Annotated in this window: 18 protein-coding genes; 13 read left to right on the forward strand and 5 right to left on the reverse strand. The window is 62.7% G+C overall.

What is annotated here, in order from left to right; translation table 11 throughout:
- Positions 1-21: 21 nt before the first annotated feature.
- From MKI88_RS19870 to MKI88_RS19905, 8 genes are all read left to right on the forward strand, one after another.
- Positions 22-2,475 (forward strand): TonB-dependent receptor, encoded by a 2,454-nt coding sequence (locus MKI88_RS19870; RefSeq protein WP_241633291.1) that lies wholly within the window; start codon positions 22-24, stop codon positions 2,473-2,475.
- Positions 2,476-2,823: 348 nt separating this feature from the next.
- Complete coding sequence (locus tag MKI88_RS19875; protein ID WP_241633292.1) at positions 2,824-3,510, forward strand: TetR/AcrR family transcriptional regulator; 687 nt, start codon at positions 2,824-2,826, stop codon at positions 3,508-3,510.
- 72 nt (positions 3,511-3,582) lie between these two features.
- Positions 3,583-4,566 carry an MDR family oxidoreductase gene (locus MKI88_RS19880; RefSeq protein WP_241633293.1) on the forward strand — a complete coding sequence of 328 codons (984 nt, stop codon included), beginning with the start codon at positions 3,583-3,585 and terminating at the stop codon, positions 4,564-4,566.
- 16 nt (positions 4,567-4,582) lie between these two features.
- Complete coding sequence (locus MKI88_RS19885) at positions 4,583-5,779, forward strand: MaoC family dehydratase N-terminal domain-containing protein (RefSeq protein WP_241633294.1); 1,197 nt, start codon at positions 4,583-4,585, stop codon at positions 5,777-5,779.
- A 19-nt stretch (positions 5,780-5,798) separates the two neighbouring features.
- On the forward strand, positions 5,799-7,481 hold the full coding sequence (locus tag MKI88_RS19890; RefSeq protein WP_241633295.1) for a class I adenylate-forming enzyme family protein: 1,683 nt from the start codon (positions 5,799-5,801) through the stop codon (positions 7,479-7,481).
- Positions 7,478-7,891 carry a nuclear transport factor 2 family protein gene (locus MKI88_RS19895; protein WP_241633296.1) on the forward strand — a complete coding sequence of 138 codons (414 nt, stop codon included), beginning with the start codon at positions 7,478-7,480 and terminating at the stop codon, positions 7,889-7,891. Before MKI88_RS19890 ends, MKI88_RS19895 begins: the two co-directional genes overlap by 4 nt.
- Before the next feature lie 71 nt (positions 7,892-7,962).
- Positions 7,963-8,724 carry an SDR family NAD(P)-dependent oxidoreductase gene (locus MKI88_RS19900; RefSeq protein ID WP_241633297.1) on the forward strand — a complete coding sequence of 254 codons (762 nt, stop codon included), beginning with the start codon at positions 7,963-7,965 and terminating at the stop codon, positions 8,722-8,724.
- Positions 8,721-9,152 carry a nuclear transport factor 2 family protein gene (locus MKI88_RS19905; protein WP_241633298.1) on the forward strand — a complete coding sequence of 144 codons (432 nt, stop codon included), beginning with the start codon at positions 8,721-8,723 and terminating at the stop codon, positions 9,150-9,152. Before MKI88_RS19900 ends, MKI88_RS19905 begins: the two co-directional genes overlap by 4 nt.
- A gap of 6 nt (positions 9,153-9,158) precedes the next feature.
- Here the strand turns inward: MKI88_RS19905 and MKI88_RS19910 are convergent, their stop codons facing one another.
- On the reverse strand, positions 9,159-9,698 hold the full coding sequence (locus MKI88_RS19910) for a cupin domain-containing protein (RefSeq protein ID WP_241633299.1): 540 nt from the start codon (positions 9,696-9,698) through the stop codon (positions 9,159-9,161).
- A 185-nt stretch (positions 9,699-9,883) separates the two neighbouring features.
- On the opposite strand from MKI88_RS19910, the gene MKI88_RS19915 reads away from it, so the two are divergent.
- The 4 genes from MKI88_RS19915 to MKI88_RS19930 all read left to right on the forward strand — a co-directional run bounded on the left by MKI88_RS19915 (position 9,884) and on the right by MKI88_RS19930 (position 13,781).
- Positions 9,884-10,666: a hypothetical protein gene (locus MKI88_RS19915; protein ID WP_241633300.1), complete on the forward strand. Its 783-nt coding sequence runs from the start codon at positions 9,884-9,886 to the stop codon at positions 10,664-10,666.
- Between the two features lie 101 nt (positions 10,667-10,767).
- Positions 10,768-11,505 carry an SDR family oxidoreductase gene (locus MKI88_RS19920; RefSeq protein WP_241633301.1) on the forward strand — a complete coding sequence of 246 codons (738 nt, stop codon included), beginning with the start codon at positions 10,768-10,770 and terminating at the stop codon, positions 11,503-11,505.
- A 42-nt stretch (positions 11,506-11,547) separates the two neighbouring features.
- The gene (locus MKI88_RS19925; RefSeq protein ID WP_241633302.1) at positions 11,548-13,017 is read left to right on the forward strand and encodes an aldehyde dehydrogenase family protein; all 1,470 of its coding nucleotides are present in this window, start codon (positions 11,548-11,550) and stop codon (positions 13,015-13,017) included.
- 17 nt (positions 13,018-13,034) lie between these two features.
- On the forward strand, positions 13,035-13,781 hold the full coding sequence (locus MKI88_RS19930) for a TetR/AcrR family transcriptional regulator (protein WP_241633303.1): 747 nt from the start codon (positions 13,035-13,037) through the stop codon (positions 13,779-13,781).
- Between the two features lie 54 nt (positions 13,782-13,835).
- Here MKI88_RS19930 and MKI88_RS19935 read toward each other — a convergent pair whose 3' ends face one another.
- The 4 genes from MKI88_RS19935 to MKI88_RS19950 are packed head-to-tail and all read right to left on the reverse strand — an operon-like array spanning position 13,836 to position 17,943.
- Positions 13,836-14,636 carry an enoyl-CoA hydratase/isomerase family protein gene (locus tag MKI88_RS19935; RefSeq protein ID WP_241633304.1) on the reverse strand — a complete coding sequence of 267 codons (801 nt, stop codon included), beginning with the start codon at positions 14,634-14,636 and terminating at the stop codon, positions 13,836-13,838.
- A gap of 9 nt (positions 14,637-14,645) precedes the next feature.
- The gene (locus MKI88_RS19940) at positions 14,646-16,853 is read right to left on the reverse strand and encodes an acyl-CoA dehydrogenase (protein WP_241633305.1); all 2,208 of its coding nucleotides are present in this window, start codon (positions 16,851-16,853) and stop codon (positions 14,646-14,648) included.
- Between the two features lie 19 nt (positions 16,854-16,872).
- Positions 16,873-17,691 carry a coniferyl-alcohol dehydrogenase gene (locus MKI88_RS19945; protein WP_241633306.1) on the reverse strand — a complete coding sequence of 273 codons (819 nt, stop codon included), beginning with the start codon at positions 17,689-17,691 and terminating at the stop codon, positions 16,873-16,875.
- A 21-nt stretch (positions 17,692-17,712) separates the two neighbouring features.
- On the reverse strand, positions 17,713-17,943 hold the full coding sequence (locus MKI88_RS19950) for a ferredoxin (RefSeq protein ID WP_281063768.1): 231 nt from the start codon (positions 17,941-17,943) through the stop codon (positions 17,713-17,715).
- A gap of 253 nt (positions 17,944-18,196) precedes the next feature.
- Here MKI88_RS19950 and MKI88_RS19955 point away from each other — a divergent pair.
- Positions 18,197-19,084: cytochrome P450 (locus MKI88_RS19955; RefSeq protein WP_241633308.1), on the forward strand; the 888-nt coding region annotated here is incomplete at its 3' end.

The raw sequence follows: 19,084 nt of genomic DNA on the forward strand, positions 1-19,084 counted from the left end.
TCCGAGGGGAGGAACACTTCTGTGAGATACAATTCCGCATATGCCCTGATGATGGGAGTCAGCCTTGTGGCGCTGGCAGCACCCGCCCAGTCCTATGCTCAGGAAGCAGCATCCCAGGCGCCTGAGTCAGCCGCCGCGGAGTCGACCGACGCTTCGGAGCAGGTGATCATCGTCCAGGCTCGCCGCCGCGACGAGGACATCCAGGACGTTCCTTCGGTTATCAACGCAGTTACGGCCAGCGAGATCGCGGACCTCAACCTGCGCGAATTCACCGAAGTGAAGACACTGGCGCCGGGCCTGGAGCTGAACACTAACGCCAACGGCATCGGCGGTAATGCGCGGATGCGCGGCGTCAACTTCGACACCAACGCCAGCGGCAACAACGCGACCGTCGAATTCTACTATAATGACGCGCCGATCTCGGCCGGCGTCATTCTCCAGCAGATGTACGATATCGGCCAGATCGAAGTGCAGCGCGGCCCGCAGGGTACGCTGCGCGGACGCGCTTCGCCGTCGGGTTCGATCACCGTTACCACGCACAAGCCCGATCTCAACGAATTTGGCGGCTTTGTGGACGGCACGGCCAACGATCTCGGCACGCTCAATTTCAAGGGCGCGTTGAACCTGCCGATCATCGAAGGCATTGCCGCAATTCGTGTTGCCGGCGTCTGGGACGAGAATGAGGTGGACCGCGTTCGTCCGACCACCAATGCCGTCGATGGCCGTGATCCGTTTTCGCGGACGAAGAGCGGCCGCATCAGCGCGCTGATCGAGCCGGCCGACTGGATCCGTCTGGAGGGCAGCTACCAGTATATGGACCGCGATCTGCGTTCCTATGACCAGGTGGAATCGTTCAGCGTCGTCAATCCGGCGGCGCCCCCCACGACGGATTTGCTGATCCGCGCCAAGGATCGCCTCGCGGTCCAGTCGGACTCGCGTCAGATCAATCAGCGTTTCGACATCTACAACTGGCGCGCCGAGTTCAGCGGCTTCGGCCAGAGGCTGATTTACCAGGGTCAGTATTCCGAGCAGAGACTGCATTCGGTTGAGCCCCAGGATCCGGCGGTCGTCTTCCCCGGTCGGAGCATTGCGCAGGTCACCGACTCCAATGCCGTCGGGGAATCGCACGAAATCCGCCTTCAGAACGACGAACGCGTTTTCGACATCTTCGATTATGTGGTCGGTTACTTCGACAACACGCTCGATTCGCCGACCGATCTGACCCGGCCGACCGCAATTCGTCTGCCGCTCGCATTCGGTGGCGGGCTCGCCTCGGTCGTACAGACGCCGATTGCCCGCAGGGGTGGTTCGCATGAAAAGTCATTTTTCGGCAATGTGAACGCGCACATCGGTGATTCGCTCGAGATTTCGGGCGGTCTGCGCCAGATCGAGTATAAGGATGACAGCCAGCTCATCGTTGGCGGCGCGCTGCTCACCGACAACCAGAATGATGACGACAAGCTGATCTACAACGCGTCGATCAAGTACAACATCAATCCCGATTTCCTCGTCTATGCCAGCACTGGTAGCTCCTGGCGCCCCGGGATCAACGTGGTCGGCGACTTCAACATCGCCCAGTCCGCACTGGAGCAGTCGTTCCTGAATCTGCCGCCCGAATCCTCGGAATCGTACGAACTCGGGTTCAAGAGCACGTTGCTCGACAATACCCTTCGCTTCAACCTCACGGCCTATCATCAGAAGTTCAAGAACTTCCCCTATCGTGTGCCGGGCACCGGCGTGTACTTTGTGAACACCGTGCCCACTGCTCAGGGTCCTGTGCAGCAGGTTGCTTCGTTCAACTTTGTTGGCGCGGTGCCGGTGGAAGTGAACGGCATCGAGGGTGAACTGTCTTACGACATCAACAACGACTGGAATGTCGGTCTGTTTGCCAGCTATTCGCTCGGCAAGATCAAGAATGGGACCATCCCCTGCAACGATCTCAACGGTGACGGCGTGCCCGATCCGACCGGGCCGGCGCCTACCCTTGCGCAGTTGCAGGCGGCGGTCGGTGCGGACAATCTCGCAGCCTGTCAGGTCAACCAGCGCGCCTCGTTCCTGCCGCCGTTCAGCGCCACGCTGCAGTCCGAATACAACCTGGCGATTTCGAACAAGATGGACGGCTTCGTGCGCGGCCTGTTCAGCTACTACGGAAGCTCGCAGGGCGATCCGACCAATGATTTCGACGATGTCGGCGATTACGGACTGCTCAACCTGTACACCGGCGTCCGCGATCCGGACGGTGCATGGGAGCTGACGCTGTTCGCTAAGAACGTGTTCAACACCACCAAGGTGCTGACCCGCACCACGCCGCTGTTCACGTCCTACCAGCAACTGCCTGGTGCGATCATCAATGGCGTGCCGACCATTACCGGACGGCCTTCGGCGGCGACAACCACCAGCAGCTATACGGGCATCACGACGACGCCGCCGCAGGAGTTCGGAATCAACTTCCGGTTCTTCTTCGGTTCGCGCTGATAGCTGAGAATATTCGGTAAAAGGAGTATCGGCCGGCAGCCATGCGCTGTCCGGCCGATTTCCTGTTTAACTTGGCCGCGGAATATGCCCGCCCTTCGCAGGAGCGATGAACGCGCCGCTGCACGCCATTGATCGCGACGCTTTATTGACTCTCGCGGCAGTGCGGGCAGGGATAGACAATCGCGACTGATCGGATGGTCCAGCCAGTCCGGATGCTTGTGTGTCTAGATTAATGAACAACAGTGATGTCGATTTTCAGGGCTGTCCGGGTGGCGGCCCCCTCGCGCGCCAACGCAATCGGTGCCTTTGCGGCAACTGGAAATTGAGGATCGATCAAAGGGCGGCGCGATGACAGAAATCCGGAAACGACGCTCGAGAGACCCCGCTGCAACGCGTGAGGCGATCCTGGAAGCGGCACGAACCCTGCTCGCAAAGGATGGGCCCGAGGGCATCAGCCTCTCCGAAGTCGCACATCTCGCGGGCGTCAATCGCGGCACCGCATACCAGCATTTCGAAACCCGTGAAAAGCTGATCGAGGCAACCGCCGACTGGGTTTCGCAGAAGATGTTTCGTGCGGTGTTCGGCGATCCCGAAACCGTCGGAGAGCGGCGGGTGGAGCAGGTCGATATTTCCGACACGACCGATCGGCTTACGAATTTCGCGATGGACAATCCCGAGCTGTGCCGAATCTGGCTGCTTCAATTGCTATCTTCGCCCGAGCCGACCGCGGATCCGTTCTGGCGCGAATATGAAGGGTCGCTCCAGCGATTTGCGAACACCGAACTTGCGCAGGAAGGCGTCGACGCAGAAGCGCTGTCCGTGCTGATGCTCGCAGGCGCTTTTCTGTGGCCGGTATGGGCTCGCTCACACGCGCGCAGCGATAGCGAACGCCGCGCGCTCGCGCATCGTTTCGCGCAGGAGGCTCTCCGCTTGTGCATGTATGGATCCATGCAGAGCGAACTCTTCCCCCAGATCGCCGAGCGCCTCGGCAAGACGCGCGGCAAGCCGACCACAATCCGCGCGGCGGGAGGATAGCAGGCGAATCTGGTTGTACCGGTTTCGCGGAAGTGTCGAGATATTCATCAATCAATTCAAAAGGGAAATCCCATGTTTTCAGCCATTGTGATCGACAAGACCGACGACAAGCAGGGCGTCGCGCTGACCCAGGTCGATGAATCGCAGTTGCCCGAAGGTGATGTGACCATCGACGTTGAATATTCGACGCTCAACTACAAGGACGGTCTGGCGATCACCGGCAAGTCGCCAGTCGTCCGCAAGTTTCCGATGGTTCCGGGCATCGATCTCGTGGGCACCGTGCGCGAGTCCAGCCATGCTGACTGGAAAGCCGGCGACAAGGTCGTCCTCAACGGCTGGGGCGTGGGCGAAGGCCATTGGGGCGGGCTGGCGCAGGTTGCGCGGCTGAAGGGAGACTGGCTGGTGCCGCTGCCTTCCGCATTCACCGGCAAACAGGCGATGGCGATCGGCACCGCGGGCTATACGGCGGCGCTCTGCGTCGATGCGCTGGTGAAAGCCGGTGTGACGCCGGACAAGGGCGAAGTGCTGGTCACAGGCGCGACGGGTGGCGTCGGCAGCGTTGCCGTAGCGCTGCTCAAAAAGGCGGGCTTCACCGTTGTCGGCTCGACGGGCAAGGCGTCCGAAGCTGACTACCTGAAGCAACTGGGAGCGGACAGCATCATCGACCGCGCCGAGCTTTCGGCACAGGGCAAGCCGCTCCAGAAGGAGCGCTGGGCGGGTGTTGTCGACTCCGTGGGCAGTTTCACGCTCGCCAATGCCTGCGCGCAGACGCGTTATGGCGGTGCCGTGGCTGCGTGTGGCCTCGCACAGGGCATGGACTTCCCGGCTTCGGTTGCGCCCTTCATCCTGCGTGGCGTGCGCCTGCTCGGCGTCGACAGCGTGATGGCGCCCAAGGCGCCTCGCCTTGCGGCCTGGGAACGGCTGGCACGCGACCTTGATCCGTCGCTGCTCGACGTGATCGCGACCGAAATCAGTCTCGGCGAAGCGGTGGCCGCGGCTTCCGACCTTCTCGACGGCAAGGTGCGTGGTCGCGTCGTCGTCGACGTGAACCGCTGATCGCAGGAGCGACGAGATGGCAACCGCACCAATCGAGAGCCCGGTCACGATGGATCTCTCCGACGTGGATCCCCGCGTTGGCAAGCTGGTCGGCGGTGGGCAGATCCGTGATCCGCTGGCGTCGAGCGACCTGCGCCGCTGGGTCATGGCGATGGATTATCCCAATCCCGTGCACTGGGATCCGGTCTTTGCGGCCAATTCCCAGTTCGGCGGCCTTGTCGCCCCGCAGTCGATTGCCGTCTGCATGGACTATGGCCACGGTTGCCAGCCCGCTTGTGTGGGTTACATCAAGGATTCGCACCTCATCTTCGGTGGCGAGGAGTGGTGGTATTATGGTTCGCGGATCCGTCCCGGCGACCACCTGACGCAACAGCGCCGCTTCTACGACTACAAGGTTGCCGACACCAAGTTCGCGGGGCCGACGATGTTCTCGCGCGGTGATACCCTGCACTACAAGCAGGACGGCTCACTCGTCGCCAAGGCGCGTTCGACCGCGATCCGCTACCTCAAGGCCGAGGCCGAGCGCCTCGGCATGTATGACGCCATGCTCGGTGTGCTGAAGTCGTGGACGGCCGAGGAACTCGCCGCAGTCGACGCGGTCCGCCACGAATGGCTGATGAAATACCGGGATGGCGTGTCGCCTCGCTGGGAAGAGGTGAATGTCGGCGACAAGCTGCAGCGCCGCGTGATCGGCCCGCACACCAAGGCGAGCTTCGCCACCGAATATCGCGCCTTCATGTTCAACATCTGGGGGAGTTACGACTGGGTCGCCCCCGAAGGCGTCGAAGACCCGTGGGTCAACCAGGATCCGGGCTGGGCCGACGGCTTCGGCTTCGACGAGGAAGGCGCGCTGATCGATCCGCGCAAGCGCGATGGCCTCTATCTCGGCCCGTCGCGCGGGCATGTCGACGACCAGAAGGCGGGCGAGGTCGGCATGAGCCGGTCCTATGGCTATGGCGCGACCATGCAGGCATGGTGCACTGACTATATCGCCTATTGGGCGGGCAATGACGGCTTTGTCCGCTGGATCAAGTCCGACTTCCGCGGCCCTGCATTCGAGGGCGACGTCACCTATTTCGACGCCGAAGTCGTCGAAAAGCGTGAGGTGACCGAATGGGGCGTGCCGCTGGTGCGCGTGCAGCTCTCGCTCACCAATCAGGACGGCATGGTCCTGGTGAAGTCGGTGGCAGACGTCGAACTGCCGCTGGCATAAAGGCAGGAGACGCGCGAAAATGACCGAACGGCCGCTGTCGATCGTCTCCGGTCCTCCGCTCTCGGAGGAGCCGGGACTTGGCGCGCTGACGCTGAGCGGCTGGCTCCGCGAGGTGACCGAACGCTCCGGCCCGCGCGAGGCGCTGGTGATGCATGAAGCGGGCGGTGTGACCCGCTGGACCTATAACGACCTGTGGGAGCGCGCCAATGAAGTGGCGCGTGCGCTCATTGCCTGCGGCGTGGGCAAGGGCACGCGCGTGGGCGTGTTGATGACCAACCGGCCCGAGTTCCTTTCGGCGGTATTCGGAACGGCACTGGCGGGCGGCGTCGCGACGACTTTCAGCACATTCTCAACGTCTGCCGAGCTGGAGCATCTGCTGCACGCGTCGGCATGCTCGGTATTGCTGCTTGAGCGGACTGTCCTGAAGAAAGATTTTGCCGAGATGGTGACGGCGCTCGAACCGGCCATCGCCTCCGCGCAGCCGGGTGAGCTTGTGTCGCTCAAATATCCATTCCTTCGCCATATCGCGTCGGTGGGCGGCGGCGCGGGGGCGATCGAAGATTGGAACGACTTCCTGTCACGCGGCAGGGATGTGGCACAGGAACGCGTCGACGCGACGGCAGCCACCGTCACACCGGCTGATCCGGGCGTCCTTTTCTTCTCCTCGGGTTCGACCGCCAAGCCCAAGGGCATATTGAGCGCCCACCGTGGCGTCACGCTGCAGCTCTGGCGCTGGCAACGCTTCTACGCGGCGACCGACGATGTGCGTACATGGTCCGCCAACGGCTTCTTCTGGTCGGGCAATTTCGCCATGGCGATCGGCGGCGCGCTTTCGAGCGGCGGCAGCCTGGTGCTGCAGGCCACTTTCCAGCCCGAAGAGGCGCTGGCGCTGATGGAGGCGGAGAAAGCGACAATGGCGGTCGCATGGCCGCACCAATGGGCACAGCTGGAGGCTGCATCGAACTGGAACGATGTCGACCTGTCGGCAATCAAATATGTGAGCCCCAAGGTGCCACTGGGCCGCCACCCCACGGTGAAGACCGACTGGCAGGAGCCCATGGCTGCCTATGGCAACACAGAGACCTTCACGATCAGCGCCATCTTCCCGTCGGGCACCCCAGAAGAACGCATCGCTGGAAGCCATGGCGAGGTGCTGCCGGGCAATGTCTTCAAAATCGTCGACCCGCTGACGGGCGAGGTCGTACCGATGGGCGAGCGCGGGGAGATCGCTGTGAAGGGACCGACGCTGATGCTCGGCTATGTCGGTATTCCTCTCGACGAGACGCTCGATAGCGAAGGCTTTTTCCGGACCGGGGACGGCGGTTATCTCGATGATACGGGGCGGCTTTTCTGGGAAGGGCGGCTCAATGACATCATCAAGACCGGCGGCGCGAATGTCTCACCGATCGAGATCGACTCGATCCTGAAGCATTGCCCGGGTGTGAAGGTTACGCAGACGGTGGGTGTTCCGCACGAGACGCTGGGCGAGCTCGTCGTGGGATGTATCGTTCCGCATGAGGGGGCGGTTCTTGACGAGGATGGCGTGCGCGCATTCGCCAGGGAGCAACTTGCCAGCTTCAAGGTGCCGCGCCGTGTCCTCTTCTTCAGCGAAGAGGAACTGCAGCTCACCGGCAGCGCGAAGATCAAGACGGCCGACCTCAAGGCGCTGGTCGTCAAGAAACTGGAGTCGGAACTGGCGTGACCGGGCTGGCCGAACAGGCGCTGGCCATAGCGAACCTGAAGGCCCGCTATTGCGCTGCTGCCGATCTTTCGGCTTCGGATCCGGCTGCGGCGCGCGCGCTGTTCGCCGATATTTTCACCGACGATTTTGTCGGGGATTACGGACTGCAGCCGCTCAAGGGCGCGCAGGCAATCATCGATTTCCTGTGCACCGCGATCGCGGGGAACAGCGCATGGCTGATCCATATGCTCCATTCGCCGCGTGTCGAGGTGGCGAGCGACGCGGCGACCGGAGACTGGACGGTGCATGTCCACCTCAAGCGACGCGCGACGGGCGCGGTTGATGTGGTCATCGGCCGCTATTCCGATACCTTCCGGCTGACGGCAGACGGCTGGCGGATCGCGACGGTCAGGTTCGAACGTCTGGAATAGCGACAATCGGAATGAGCGGCGGAAAGTCGTCACCGGCCATGCGTGGCATGACAGATCACAAGGAGTTGGAAATGGCTGATCGCTTCTCGGGTAAGACGGTGTTGGTGACCGGTGGAGCCGCCGGCCTTGGCCGGGCCTATGCGCTGGCCTTCGGGCGCGAGGGCGCGCATCTGATCCTGGCCGACATCAACGAAGATGGCATGGCCGAAACCAGGACGCTCGTCGAGGGCGTTGGGGGCTCGGCGGAATGCCACAGCGTCGACATGTCGAGCGAGGCCGATATAAACGCTTTGGCCGACAAGGTGCTTGCCGCGCATGACCGGCTCGATGTGCTGATCAACAATGCCGGGCTGCATCTCGGCGAGATCGCTCGCGGTTTTTTCGGGCTGGGGCAGGCGAAGTGGCAATATTTCTTTGCGGTCAACACCATCGGGCCGATGTTGCTCGCCGAGGCGCTGAAGCCTGCGCTCGCGAAAGCAGGCGGGCTGATCATCAACAAATCGTCGATGGCCAGCTACAATCCGGCGACCGCCTATGGGATCACCAAGGCCTCGCTCAACGTCTTTACCCACGCGATGGCGTTGCAGTTCGGCAGCGACGGCATTCGCTGCGTCGCGATCGCGCCCGGCCTGATGGAGACCGAAGCCGCGCGCGGCGGCGTCCAGGACGACAACTGGGAGCGGCTGAAGGGCATGCAGATGGTGAAGCGCCAGGGCACCGCGGAGGATATCGCCAATCTCGGCCTGTTCCTCGCTTCGGACGAAGGCAGCTTCATCAACAACGAGGTCATCCTGTGCGATGGCGGCAACCAGATGCGCGGGTTCAGGATATGAGCGGCGCGCCCGGCTTTGCTGACTGGCTCGAGATCGCCAATCTGAAGGCGCGCTATTGCCGGTTTCTGGATACCAAGGACTGGGACGGCTTCGCGGGCCTGTTCACGCATGATGTCGTGATTGATACGACGGCGTCGGGCGGGCCGCGTTTCGAGGGGCGCGACGCCGCAATCGCGAGCGTACGCACCTCGATCGAGGCGGCCAGGACTGCGCACCAGATCCATTCGCCCGAAATCGAGATCGATGGCGACGAGGCGCGCGCGATCTGGGCGATGCAGGATCGGCTGCTCTGGCCAAACGGTCGGACGTTGACCGGATATGGCCATTATCACGAGCGCTATGTCCGCGAGGCTGGCGCCTGGAAGATCGCGGAATCGCGGCTGACGCGGCTGAACATAGAGATGACGCAGCCCGATGCGGGCGTCTGAATGGAATCAGCTCTGGCCGATGACAAGCCCTGAGGGCGGCGTTTCGCCGGGCCATTCGTCGTGCCTGGCCTTCACGCCTTCCACGGCCTTTTCCCAGAAAGCGGGGTTGTTGGCGAGCAACCTGATGTCGAAGCTGTTTGAATCCCTGAACTCCAGCACCTCGACACCCTCGGCTCCGGGCACATAGGCATAGGGGACGTCCGCGCCGACGAAGAAGCCGTCGCCGCGGCCAAGCTCCTCGGTCCCGATCCGGAGCGATCCCGCGAGAATGAAATAGAGGCAGTCGACGTTATGGCTGTGGCGGGGCAGGGGGAAGCCGCTCTTGAACCATGCGTGCGTAAGGGTGAGCCCCGGAATTTCGAACAGGAGCCGAACCGTCGTACCCTCGAGCATGCCCGCCTCTACCGCGGCCATGGAACCCGCGATCTCGACCTCTCTGGGCATGACTGTCGTCATGATGCCGCTTTCTTCGAAGTCGCGCGCATCCTTTGCGCGGAATATCGCGAAGCGCGGTGTTGGCGCCTTGGGGGCATGCTCGCCGGACATTGGAGGATCGTGCGTCGTGGTGGGCCGGCCGTCAATCGCGACCGGCCCTGAGACAGCCGAACGGTTGCATTGATTGTCCGGGCGATTGTTGTTGTCAGATGGTCCGCAAATGGTGGCGCTGGCCGGATTTTCATGCTCGATGGCAGGGTGGCCATCGCTGTCATTGCCGACAAGAGGGAAGAGGAATGAGCCTGTACACGACCATCCACCTGCACAATGTCGCCGCCGGGCGCGAACCTGACTATGCAGAGTGGTTTGATGGCAAGCATCGCGAGGATCTGGCGCGTCTGCGTGGCTATCGTTCGGCGGATCGCTATGAAGTGACGCGCGAGCAGATCATGCCCGATATTCCCCAGCCCTGGCGATTCATGAGCGTTTATGAATTCGATTATGCGACGCCCGAAATCGACCTGCCGGCGCTTGGTCCGTTGCTTGCCGAAGCGCGCGATGCCGGGCTGATCGACGATTCCACCGAGACCGAGCGCATCCACAGCTACGCCATGTATTCGGATTGGGTGTCGAGCCCCAACCATCAGAAAGACAAGCCCTTTTCGGGCGTGAGCATCATACTTGCCAATTTCGTGGCGGGCCGCGAGCCCGAATATCACAAATGGTACAATGAGGTGCATGGTCCCGAAGTGACGCGCGTGCCCGGCAAGGTCGCGATGAAGCGCGGCCGCCTGTCGCCCGTCCAGATCGAGCCGAAGCGTTATTGCCCGGGCAGCGACCTTGTCTTCTGCGCGCAGCAGACCGATGACCTGCTGTTCACGGTCAAGGATTTCAGCGCGCGTGCACGCGGTGTCAGCCCCAGCGGCGTCGCCTTTCAGGAACGCTCTTCTGCCGGGTCGTTCGCGCGGACGGTGCACTATTTCAGCAAGGTCAGCGGCACGGAATTCTGGCCCGGTGGCGTGGCCTATGACGGTGACCTGTCGGTCTATCCGTCGGATTTTGCGCGCCCCGCGGCGTAAGGATTTGAACCATCGCGTACGCGATACGGTCTCCCCTTGTCGCGGGCGCAAGGGCGTGCGCAGGTTAGTTGCAGCTATCTGATACATTTCCGGAGTTAATCGTGGCGAAGACAATCGTGATCACCGGTGCGGGCGACGGACTGGGGCGGGCGCTGGCACGCCGCTTTGCCGCCGATGGCGAGACCGTCATCCTGCTTGGCCGGACCTTTGCCAAGGTGCAGAAGGTCGCCGAAGAGCTCGGCGGGGCGCATTTCGCGGTCGAATGCGATGTCGGCAATCCGGACTCGGTTCGCGCCGCCTTCGCCACGATCGCCGAGCGTCACCCCAAGATCGACGTGCTGATCAACAACGCCGCGATCTTCGAGCCTTTCACGCTTGCCGAAGTGCGCGACGATCAGCTTATCACGCAACTCATGACGAATCTCGCTGGCCCGATCTTCTGCGCGCGCGAGGCGCTTCCGCTGCTGCGCGGCGGTGGTCATATCGTCAATGTCAGCAGCGAGTCCGTGGCGCTCAAGATGCCGATGCTGTGGATGTATGCCGGGACCAAGGCGGGTCTGGAATTCGTCGGCGATATGTGGTCGCGCGAGCTGGAAGGCGACGGCGTTCGCGTCACAACCATCCAGGCAGGCCAGATGATGGATGAGACCAAGACCGGCACGAACTGGCCCATGGACGTCGCGATGCGCTTCGCTCAGGAGAACGCCAAGATCGGCCTCAATCTGCGCGAGCGGCCCATCACGCATTACAACTCGGTGACCGATGTGTTTCGAGCGGTGCTCGATACGCCCGCCGACCTGCATATGGGCACCGTTGCGCTCAGCGCCCGCCGGCGCTGACTTTCAAGGCATAACAACGAAATTCGACAGGAAGACAAGATCATGGCTACCCTCCCCGACGCGAAGCTTTTTATCGACGGCGTGCTGCGCGACGCTGAAGGCGGCAAGACCTATGACGTAATAGGCCCCTGGACCGGCGCGCCCGTTGGCAAGGCCGCAGACGCCTCGGCTGCCGACGTCGAGGCTGCGATCGTCGCCGCGCGGCGTGCATTTGATGAAACCGACTGGTCGACCAATGTAGAGAAGCGCGTGGCCGTGGTCACGAAGCTGCGCGATCTGTTCCGGGCGAACATGGACCGGCTTTCCGATCTGGCGCGCCACGAGGCTGGTGCGGCCTGGGGGGCGGTCGGCCGTGCGCATGTCGACATGGCGCTTGATGGCTGGGACGATTATCTTGCCGTTTTCCCGCAGGTTAAGTGGGAAAAGGACTATGGCGGGCGTACGGGCTACGGCTTTGAAAGCCTCCGCAAGGCCGTGTACGAGCCGGTCGGCGTCGTTGCCGCGATCACGCCCTGGAACGTGCCCCTCTACGTCAATGTCGGCAAGGTCGTCGCGGCATTGCTTGCGGGTTGCACCGTCATCCTGAAGCCTGCGCCCAATACGCCGGGCATGGGCGCGATCTTCGGCGAGCTTGCCGCAGAAGCGGGCCTTCCGGCGGGCGTGCTTAATGTCGTGTTCGGCAGCGATCCCGCGATGGCGGGCGAAATGCTGGTGACCGATCCGCGCGTCGATCTCATTTCCTTCACCGGTTCGACCGGCGTCGGCAAGCGCATCATGGAGCAGGGCGCGGGGACCCTGAAGCGCGTCTTTCTCGAGCTCGGCGGCAAGTCGGCCAAGATCGTCCTCGACGACGCGCCGAATTTCGCGATGGAAGTGGCAACGGCAATGCTTGTCTTCCACGCCGGCCAGGGTTGCGCCGTCCAGTCGCGCCTGCTGGTGCCCAGGAGCCGCTATGAGGAGGCCAAGGCCATCCTCAAGCACGCCTATGGCAATTTCGGCGATAATTGGGGCGACTTCGACAATCCGCAGCACATCATGGGCCCGGTCATCTCCGAACGGCAGCGCGACCGCGTGATGTCCTATATCGAGCTCGGCAAGCAGGAAGGCGCGACGCTGCTCGCGGGTGGCAATGCCCGGCCGGACAAGGGCGGCGGCTATTTCATCGAACCCACTTGCTTCGCCGATGTGACCAATGACATGCGTATCGCCCAGGAAGAGATTTTCGGCCCCGTCCTGGTCGTTATTCCGTTCGAGGATGACGACGATGCGGTCCGCATCGCCAATGAGAGCCAGTATGGCCTTTCGGGCGGCGTAGCCTCGGGCGATCTCGATCGCGCAATGCGGCTCGCCAATCGCATCCGTTCGGGCTCGATAAGCGTTAATGGCGGCATGTGCATCGCCGGAGACTTGCCTTTTGGCGGCTACAAGGCCAGTGGCGTTGGCCGCGAATGGGGTCTCGAAGGGATCGAGGAGTTTCTCGAGACCAAGCTGATCGCATGGCGCGCAGCATAAGAGAGTAAGGATCGAGCTTGAGCGCGGACGCTGGGAAAGCAATGGGGGATGTGAAGGCGAAGGCCGGTCGGGGGGCAGCACGTGCTGCCTCATCGGCCAAGGCGCTGAGCCACAATCTCAATGGTCAGCGTCTGGGGCGCAAGGGCCGCGACACGCGCGATCGCATCCTTGCTGCGACACAGGAACTGCTCGCCGGCCCCGCCGACGTCCAGATTTCGTTGAGCGCTGTCGCGCGCAATGCGTCGCTGGGCATGACGTCGCTCTATCTCTATTTCAACGACCTGACCGAACTGCTTCTGGCGGTGCTCGAGCCGGTAATGGCGACCGCAGAGGACGCCTATGTGTCGCTCCTGCGTACGCGCTGGTCGGATGATGAGCTGGGCGCGCACGCGCGCGAGTTCGTGAAGGCCTATCACAACTTCTGGGTCCAGAATTCGCGTATCCTCCACTTGCGCAACAGCATGGCCGATCACAATGACCAGCGGATGATGTTCCACCGCGTCCGCTCGGCGCAGCCGGTCATGCGGCTGCTCGTCGAACAGATGGACGGAGACCTGTCGCAACCGGGGTCGCCGGTGTTCAGCATGGCGACCGCGCTGATGACGGGTCTCGAGCGCGTTGTGACGGTCACGACGGACGCCAACCTGCCAACCCTGCTTCAGTCGCCTATCGCGTTCCGTGGCAACCTTCTGGATGCCGAAGCCAGGCTGGTAGAGCTGGGAATTCGCGATTATCGCGCGCTGGCTGGCAAGCCCGCCGCATAGGTTCTGGTCGTTCAGGCTGAATCAGCCTGGCGTATGGATCAGGCGCTGACGCGGCTATTCCTTCTTCCCGCCAATGCCCTTGATGTAGCGCTCGACGGTTTCGAGATAGGCGGGGTTCAGCATCAGTGCGCTGTTGGCCATGCGCTCCACGTGGCGGGCCATGTCCGGTCCGACCTCGTTGGCAAGCTCGATCGCGACCTTTGCTGCGCCCATTTGCTCGCCATTCTGCTTCGTCAGATGGCGGCAGAAATCGAGTGCCGCTTCCTCAAATTCTTCATCGGGCTTTACGTCATGGACCAGCCCCATGATCAGCGCACGCTCGGCGTCGGCTTTCTGGTTGCCCATGATCAGCCAGCGCGCCCAGTGCGGGCCGCAGATGCGGGTCAGGCGGCTCACGCCATTTGACGCGGGAAGGACGCCGAACAGCCCTTCTGGGAAGGAAAAGGCCGCGCTTTTGGCAGCAAGGCGAAAATCGCAGGAAAGGGCGAGTTCGAGCCCGCCGCCCACACAAGTGGAGTGAATGGCGCAGACGATCGGCTTTTCGACATGCTCCATCTCGTCATAGATGCGGTGCATGCCGTGCAGGCCGAGCCGGTGGTTCTCTCGAATGCCGCTGGCGGTGCGCGGTTGCGCATTGGGAGAGCCGCTGCGCAGATCCGCGCCCGCACAGAAAAAGCGGCCCCTGGCGCGAATGAGCATGACCTTGAGCTCAGGCGTGTCGCGGAAACGGTGCAGCGCCTGCTCAAAAAGCTGCATCGTTTCGCCCGACAGCGCATTGAGCTTGTCGGGCCGGTTGAGCGTCGCGATCAGGATGCCGTCCTGTTCCTCGGTCAGCAGGTGCGCTTCTTCGGTCATCTGTCTTTCCTATGCGCGCGTGCGCGGAAGGCCAAGGCCGCGCTCGGCAATCATGCTGCGATGGACCTCGCTGGTGCCGCCATAGATGGTCGAGCCCTGCGCGTGGCGATAGTACATGTTGATCTCGGCGGCCGGCCCCTTGCGCTTGGACAGTGACACCGGGGCGGTCAGGTCGATCAGATCACGGGAATCGCTCAGGAATTTCTCGGAGCTGAACATCTTGGCCATCGGGCCATAAGCGTGGTTCGGCTTCTTTTCCGCAATCACCCATTGTGCGCGGAAGGTGATGAGGTCCGATACCCAGGCGTTGGCGGTGGTGCGGGCGAGGCGGACCTGCGCTGACGCATCTTCGATCAGCGGCCTACCCTGGTAACGGATGTCACGGCACAGCGCTTCGGCCGCCTGCAGCATCGCGCGCTGATATTTGCCGAAGCCGCCGCCATGCTCGAGTTCGAGGCTCGCGCTCATCGTGCGGACGCCGCCATCGACGTCGCCCAGGCGCCAGCTATCCGGGATGTGCACGCCATCATAGAAGGTGATGTTCGTACGCTCGTCCTGGAAGGTGTAGACGGGCTGCACCGTCACGCCATCGGCCTTCAGCGGCACGATGAACATGGTGAGGCCCTTGTGCTTGGCCACATCCGGGTTGGTGCGCGTCAGCATCAGCACATAATCGGAAAGATTGGCGCCGCTGGTGAACATCTTGGTGCCGTCGATGCGCCAGCCATTGCCGTCGGGCGTGGCGCGGCACTGCGCTGCGAACACGTCCGACCCGGAGCCCGGCTCCGAATAGCCGAGGCTGCAGATCGCCTCGCCGCGCATGAGCCGGGGCAGTACCTCCTGCTTCAATTCCTCGGTGCCGAACCGGTTGATGATCAGCGCGACCATCTGCGTCACGCCGGCGGCGGGGTTGTTGTAACCCTGCACCTCGAAGGCATCCATCGCGGCGATCTTGGCGTAGGAAGAAAGCCCGCGACCGCCGACATCTTTTGGCAGACCGAGATAAAGCAGGTTTGCCGCGGCGAGCTTCCGGTTGAGCTCGGGATTGTAGCCCTCCCAGCTATAATGAAAGGTTTCGCGCATCTCGGGCGTGACGTTCTTCGCGAAGAATTCCTCGATTTCGCGCGTGATCGTTTTTGCATCCTCGCCGAGATCGAACTCGATCGGCATGGCGCCGGCATCCGGCAGCGCGGCCTGCTCGCTTCCATAGAGGCGGCGGCCGGCTTCTTCGATCAGGCGCTGCGGATCACCCAGCACGAGCGGCCAGGCCTTGGCGCGCAGGTTGAAGAGGAAGATGTCGTATTCGGTGGTGAGGCCGTACCCGCCAAAGGTGTGGAGCGCCTGTGCTACGGCGCGTGCCGCCGCGTCGGCATTCCACCAGCCCGCGAGCGAGATGGCTGCGCCCGCGTTCTTCGCGCCGTCGGCGATGTCGCGGATCGCCTTCCACACCAGGAACTTGCCGCCGTCGACGTCGCACAGAAGATCGGCCAACGGGTGCGAGATCGCCTGGAACTCCCCGATGAACTGGCCGAACTGCTTGCGCTCGCAGGCATAGGCCGAAGCAAGCTTCAGCGCCTCGCGGCCGATGCCGGCGAGCCCCGCGCCAATCAGCAATTTCCATTCTTCGATGCCTTGGGCGAAGGTCGTCAACGCGTCGGCACCGGAGGCAAGCGTCACGCGCGGATGCGCTGCCAGGTCGATCTCGGCCAGCGGCGTGCCGGCGAGATTTTCTTCAGCCTTTCGACCAGATTCAGGAACCGAGACGAGGACGATGTCATTGCCCATCCGCGCAACGACCGCTTCGGCCACGAGGCCGCCAGCGACCCACTGGACGGGATCTGTCGCGATATCGCGGAACGCGAGACTGACGACGGCTTCGCCTGAATTGACGCGCCCGAGAAGCTCCGCAGTCTGATTGCAGTCCAGTTGCGCGAGCAGCCGCGCAGATACCAGCGCCTCGGCGAGCGGCCCTGAAACCAGCGTCCGTCCCGCCTCTTCCATGAGGATGGCGGCGTCGAACAGGCCGAGGCCAAGCCCGCCCGCGTCTTCGGGCACGCGAATTGAGAGCGCGCCAAGCTCTCCGAGCCCTTTCCAGAGCTCCGCATCAAAGCCCGAAGGGGCAGCCGCGCGCACGCGAGCCATTGAGCTGTTTTCATCAAGGAAGCGCGCGAACATGTCGCGCATCATTTCCTGATCTTCGGTCAGGTCGAAGTTCATCGCGCTCGCATCCGTTCCGTTACGACGCCCGACGCATCATCTTGCTGAGGTCCACCTGACCCGTTGCGACACCGCCCATGAAGCCGCCGTCGACGGGCAGGACAACACCGTTGATGATGCTACCGAGCGCGCTGTTCAGCAGCACGAGGCCACCGGCCTGTTCCTCGGGGGTCGAGTAGCGGCCCATGGGTTCTGCGGCGGCTTCGACCACTTCCTTGCCGGACGTCGCCTCGAAGGCGGCCATCATCGGCGTCTGGGTGGGCGAGGGCAGGGTGCAGTTGATGCGGATGCCCTTCTTGATCAGATGTGCGCCCATGAACTGGGTCCAGACAATCACGTTTTCCTTGGAGAAGCTGTAGCCCTCCGCGACCGTCTCCATATTTGCCTCGCACCACGCGATCGCTGCATCCCATCCCTTGGTGGTGACGAACTCCATGTTCGTGGGGATGCGACGGCTCCAGCCGAGACCGCCGGTGGATGCGATGCTGGCAATCGCGGCGCCCGGCTCCATCAGCGGCAGAACCTGCTCGGTGAGATGGCGCAAGCCGATGAAGTTGACCTTCATTACGTCCATCGCGGGGAAGGCGTTGGGCAGGCCCGCGCAGTTGAACAGCGCGTCCACCTTGCCGCCGATCTTCGCGACACCCGCTTCGATCGACGCCGGATCGCGAAGGTCGACATTGCTGAACGAGGCGAGCGGAAGGCTCGAATCCTTGTAGTCGAGCCCATGCACTTCGGCGCCGAGTTCGAGAAGCAGCTTGGCCGTGGCTTCGCCCATGCCCGAGAAGCAGCCGGTCACGATGACGCGCTTGCCCTTATAGCCCAGAATGTCGCTCATTATCCTCTCCGATTAAAACTGTCAGGCTTTGGCGTTTGGCGGCCATGAGACCGTGCCGTCATCCTCTTCGACGAAGATGATCCGCTCCGGGCAGGCGCGTGCGCCGCGTTTTGCGAGCATTTCCATGCCTTTTTCGACATCGAAGCCCTCAATGGCGATGTATCCGTCCTCATCGAGCGGGAACAGCTCTTCGGACACAGCAGCGCACCGGGCATTGCCGACGCAGCCAGTCTTTTCGATCCGGATCCTCATGACGCCTCTCGCGAATTGCAGGGGTTCTTTAGAAAGGAGATTGCGGGCGCGATCAACTCGGCACGTGGCTCATCGCCGCCGCGATGCAGGCGAGAACATGGTTCTCAGTCGATCGTCACTGCGTTATCATTCGGGGCTGGCGCGCGCTGGCATTGCCTTTGCCCAAGCCAGGCGCGACACGAGTGACAAAGCTCCGGACGTGCGCCTGCAAATGGAGCGGATGCAAGTAAATACAGTCAGATCGGAGATCTAGATGGTCCATGCCAGCCTGAGTTCAGCCGCACCCAAGCCGGACCATGTGCCCGATGCCCTGGTGTATGATTTCGACATCCATGCCGATCCCGCCCTGCTGGCCGATCCACATGCGCGCATCCTCGACATGGTGCGCAATGCGCCTCCGGTATTCTGGACGCCGCGCAACGGTGGCGGATGGGTGGTGCTCAGCCATGCCGCGAATTACGAGGCGTCGCGCGATACCGAGACTTTCTCGAGCGAGTTTGTTCCTCAGGAGCAGATGAAGGCGATGCTCGCATCGCTGCCGCCCGGCGCACCGCATATTCCGCAGCCCGTGCCGATCAATCTCGATCCGCCCGAGCACACCAAATACCGTCAGCCGCTGCAAAAGGTCTTCTCGCCCAAGACCATCGCTGGCCTGCGCGACAGCATCCGGGTGCTTGCCGGCGAACTGATCGACGCCGTGAAGGACAAGGGGCAGTGCGAGTTCATGTCCGAGATCGCAGAGCCGCTGCCGGTCAAGGTCTTCCTCAACATGCTTGGCCTCCCGCTCGACCGGCTCCCCGAATATCGCGCCATTGTTAAGGAGCATATGGAGTCGATCGATACCGACCGGGCGGGTGCGATGCGGCGGCTGCAAACGATCGCGGCCGCAATGCGCGATGTCGTGCTCGACCGGAAGGAAAACCTGAAGGACGACATCATCTCGATGCTGTGGCAGCTCGAGATCGACGGGCAGCCGACGACGCTCGCGGACATGGAAAATTACGGCGTGCTGCTCTTCATCGCCGGGCTGGACACGGTGATGAACGGCATGGGCCTGGCGATGCGTGGCCTTGCCATGGATCCGGAACTGCAGCGCAAGCTGCGCGCCGATCCGAAGCTGATTGCAGAAGCGTCGGAAGAA

This window comes from Sphingomonas sp. LaA6.9, from assembly GCF_022601895.1.
Taxonomy (GTDB): domain Bacteria; phylum Pseudomonadota; class Alphaproteobacteria; order Sphingomonadales; family Sphingomonadaceae; genus Sphingobium_A.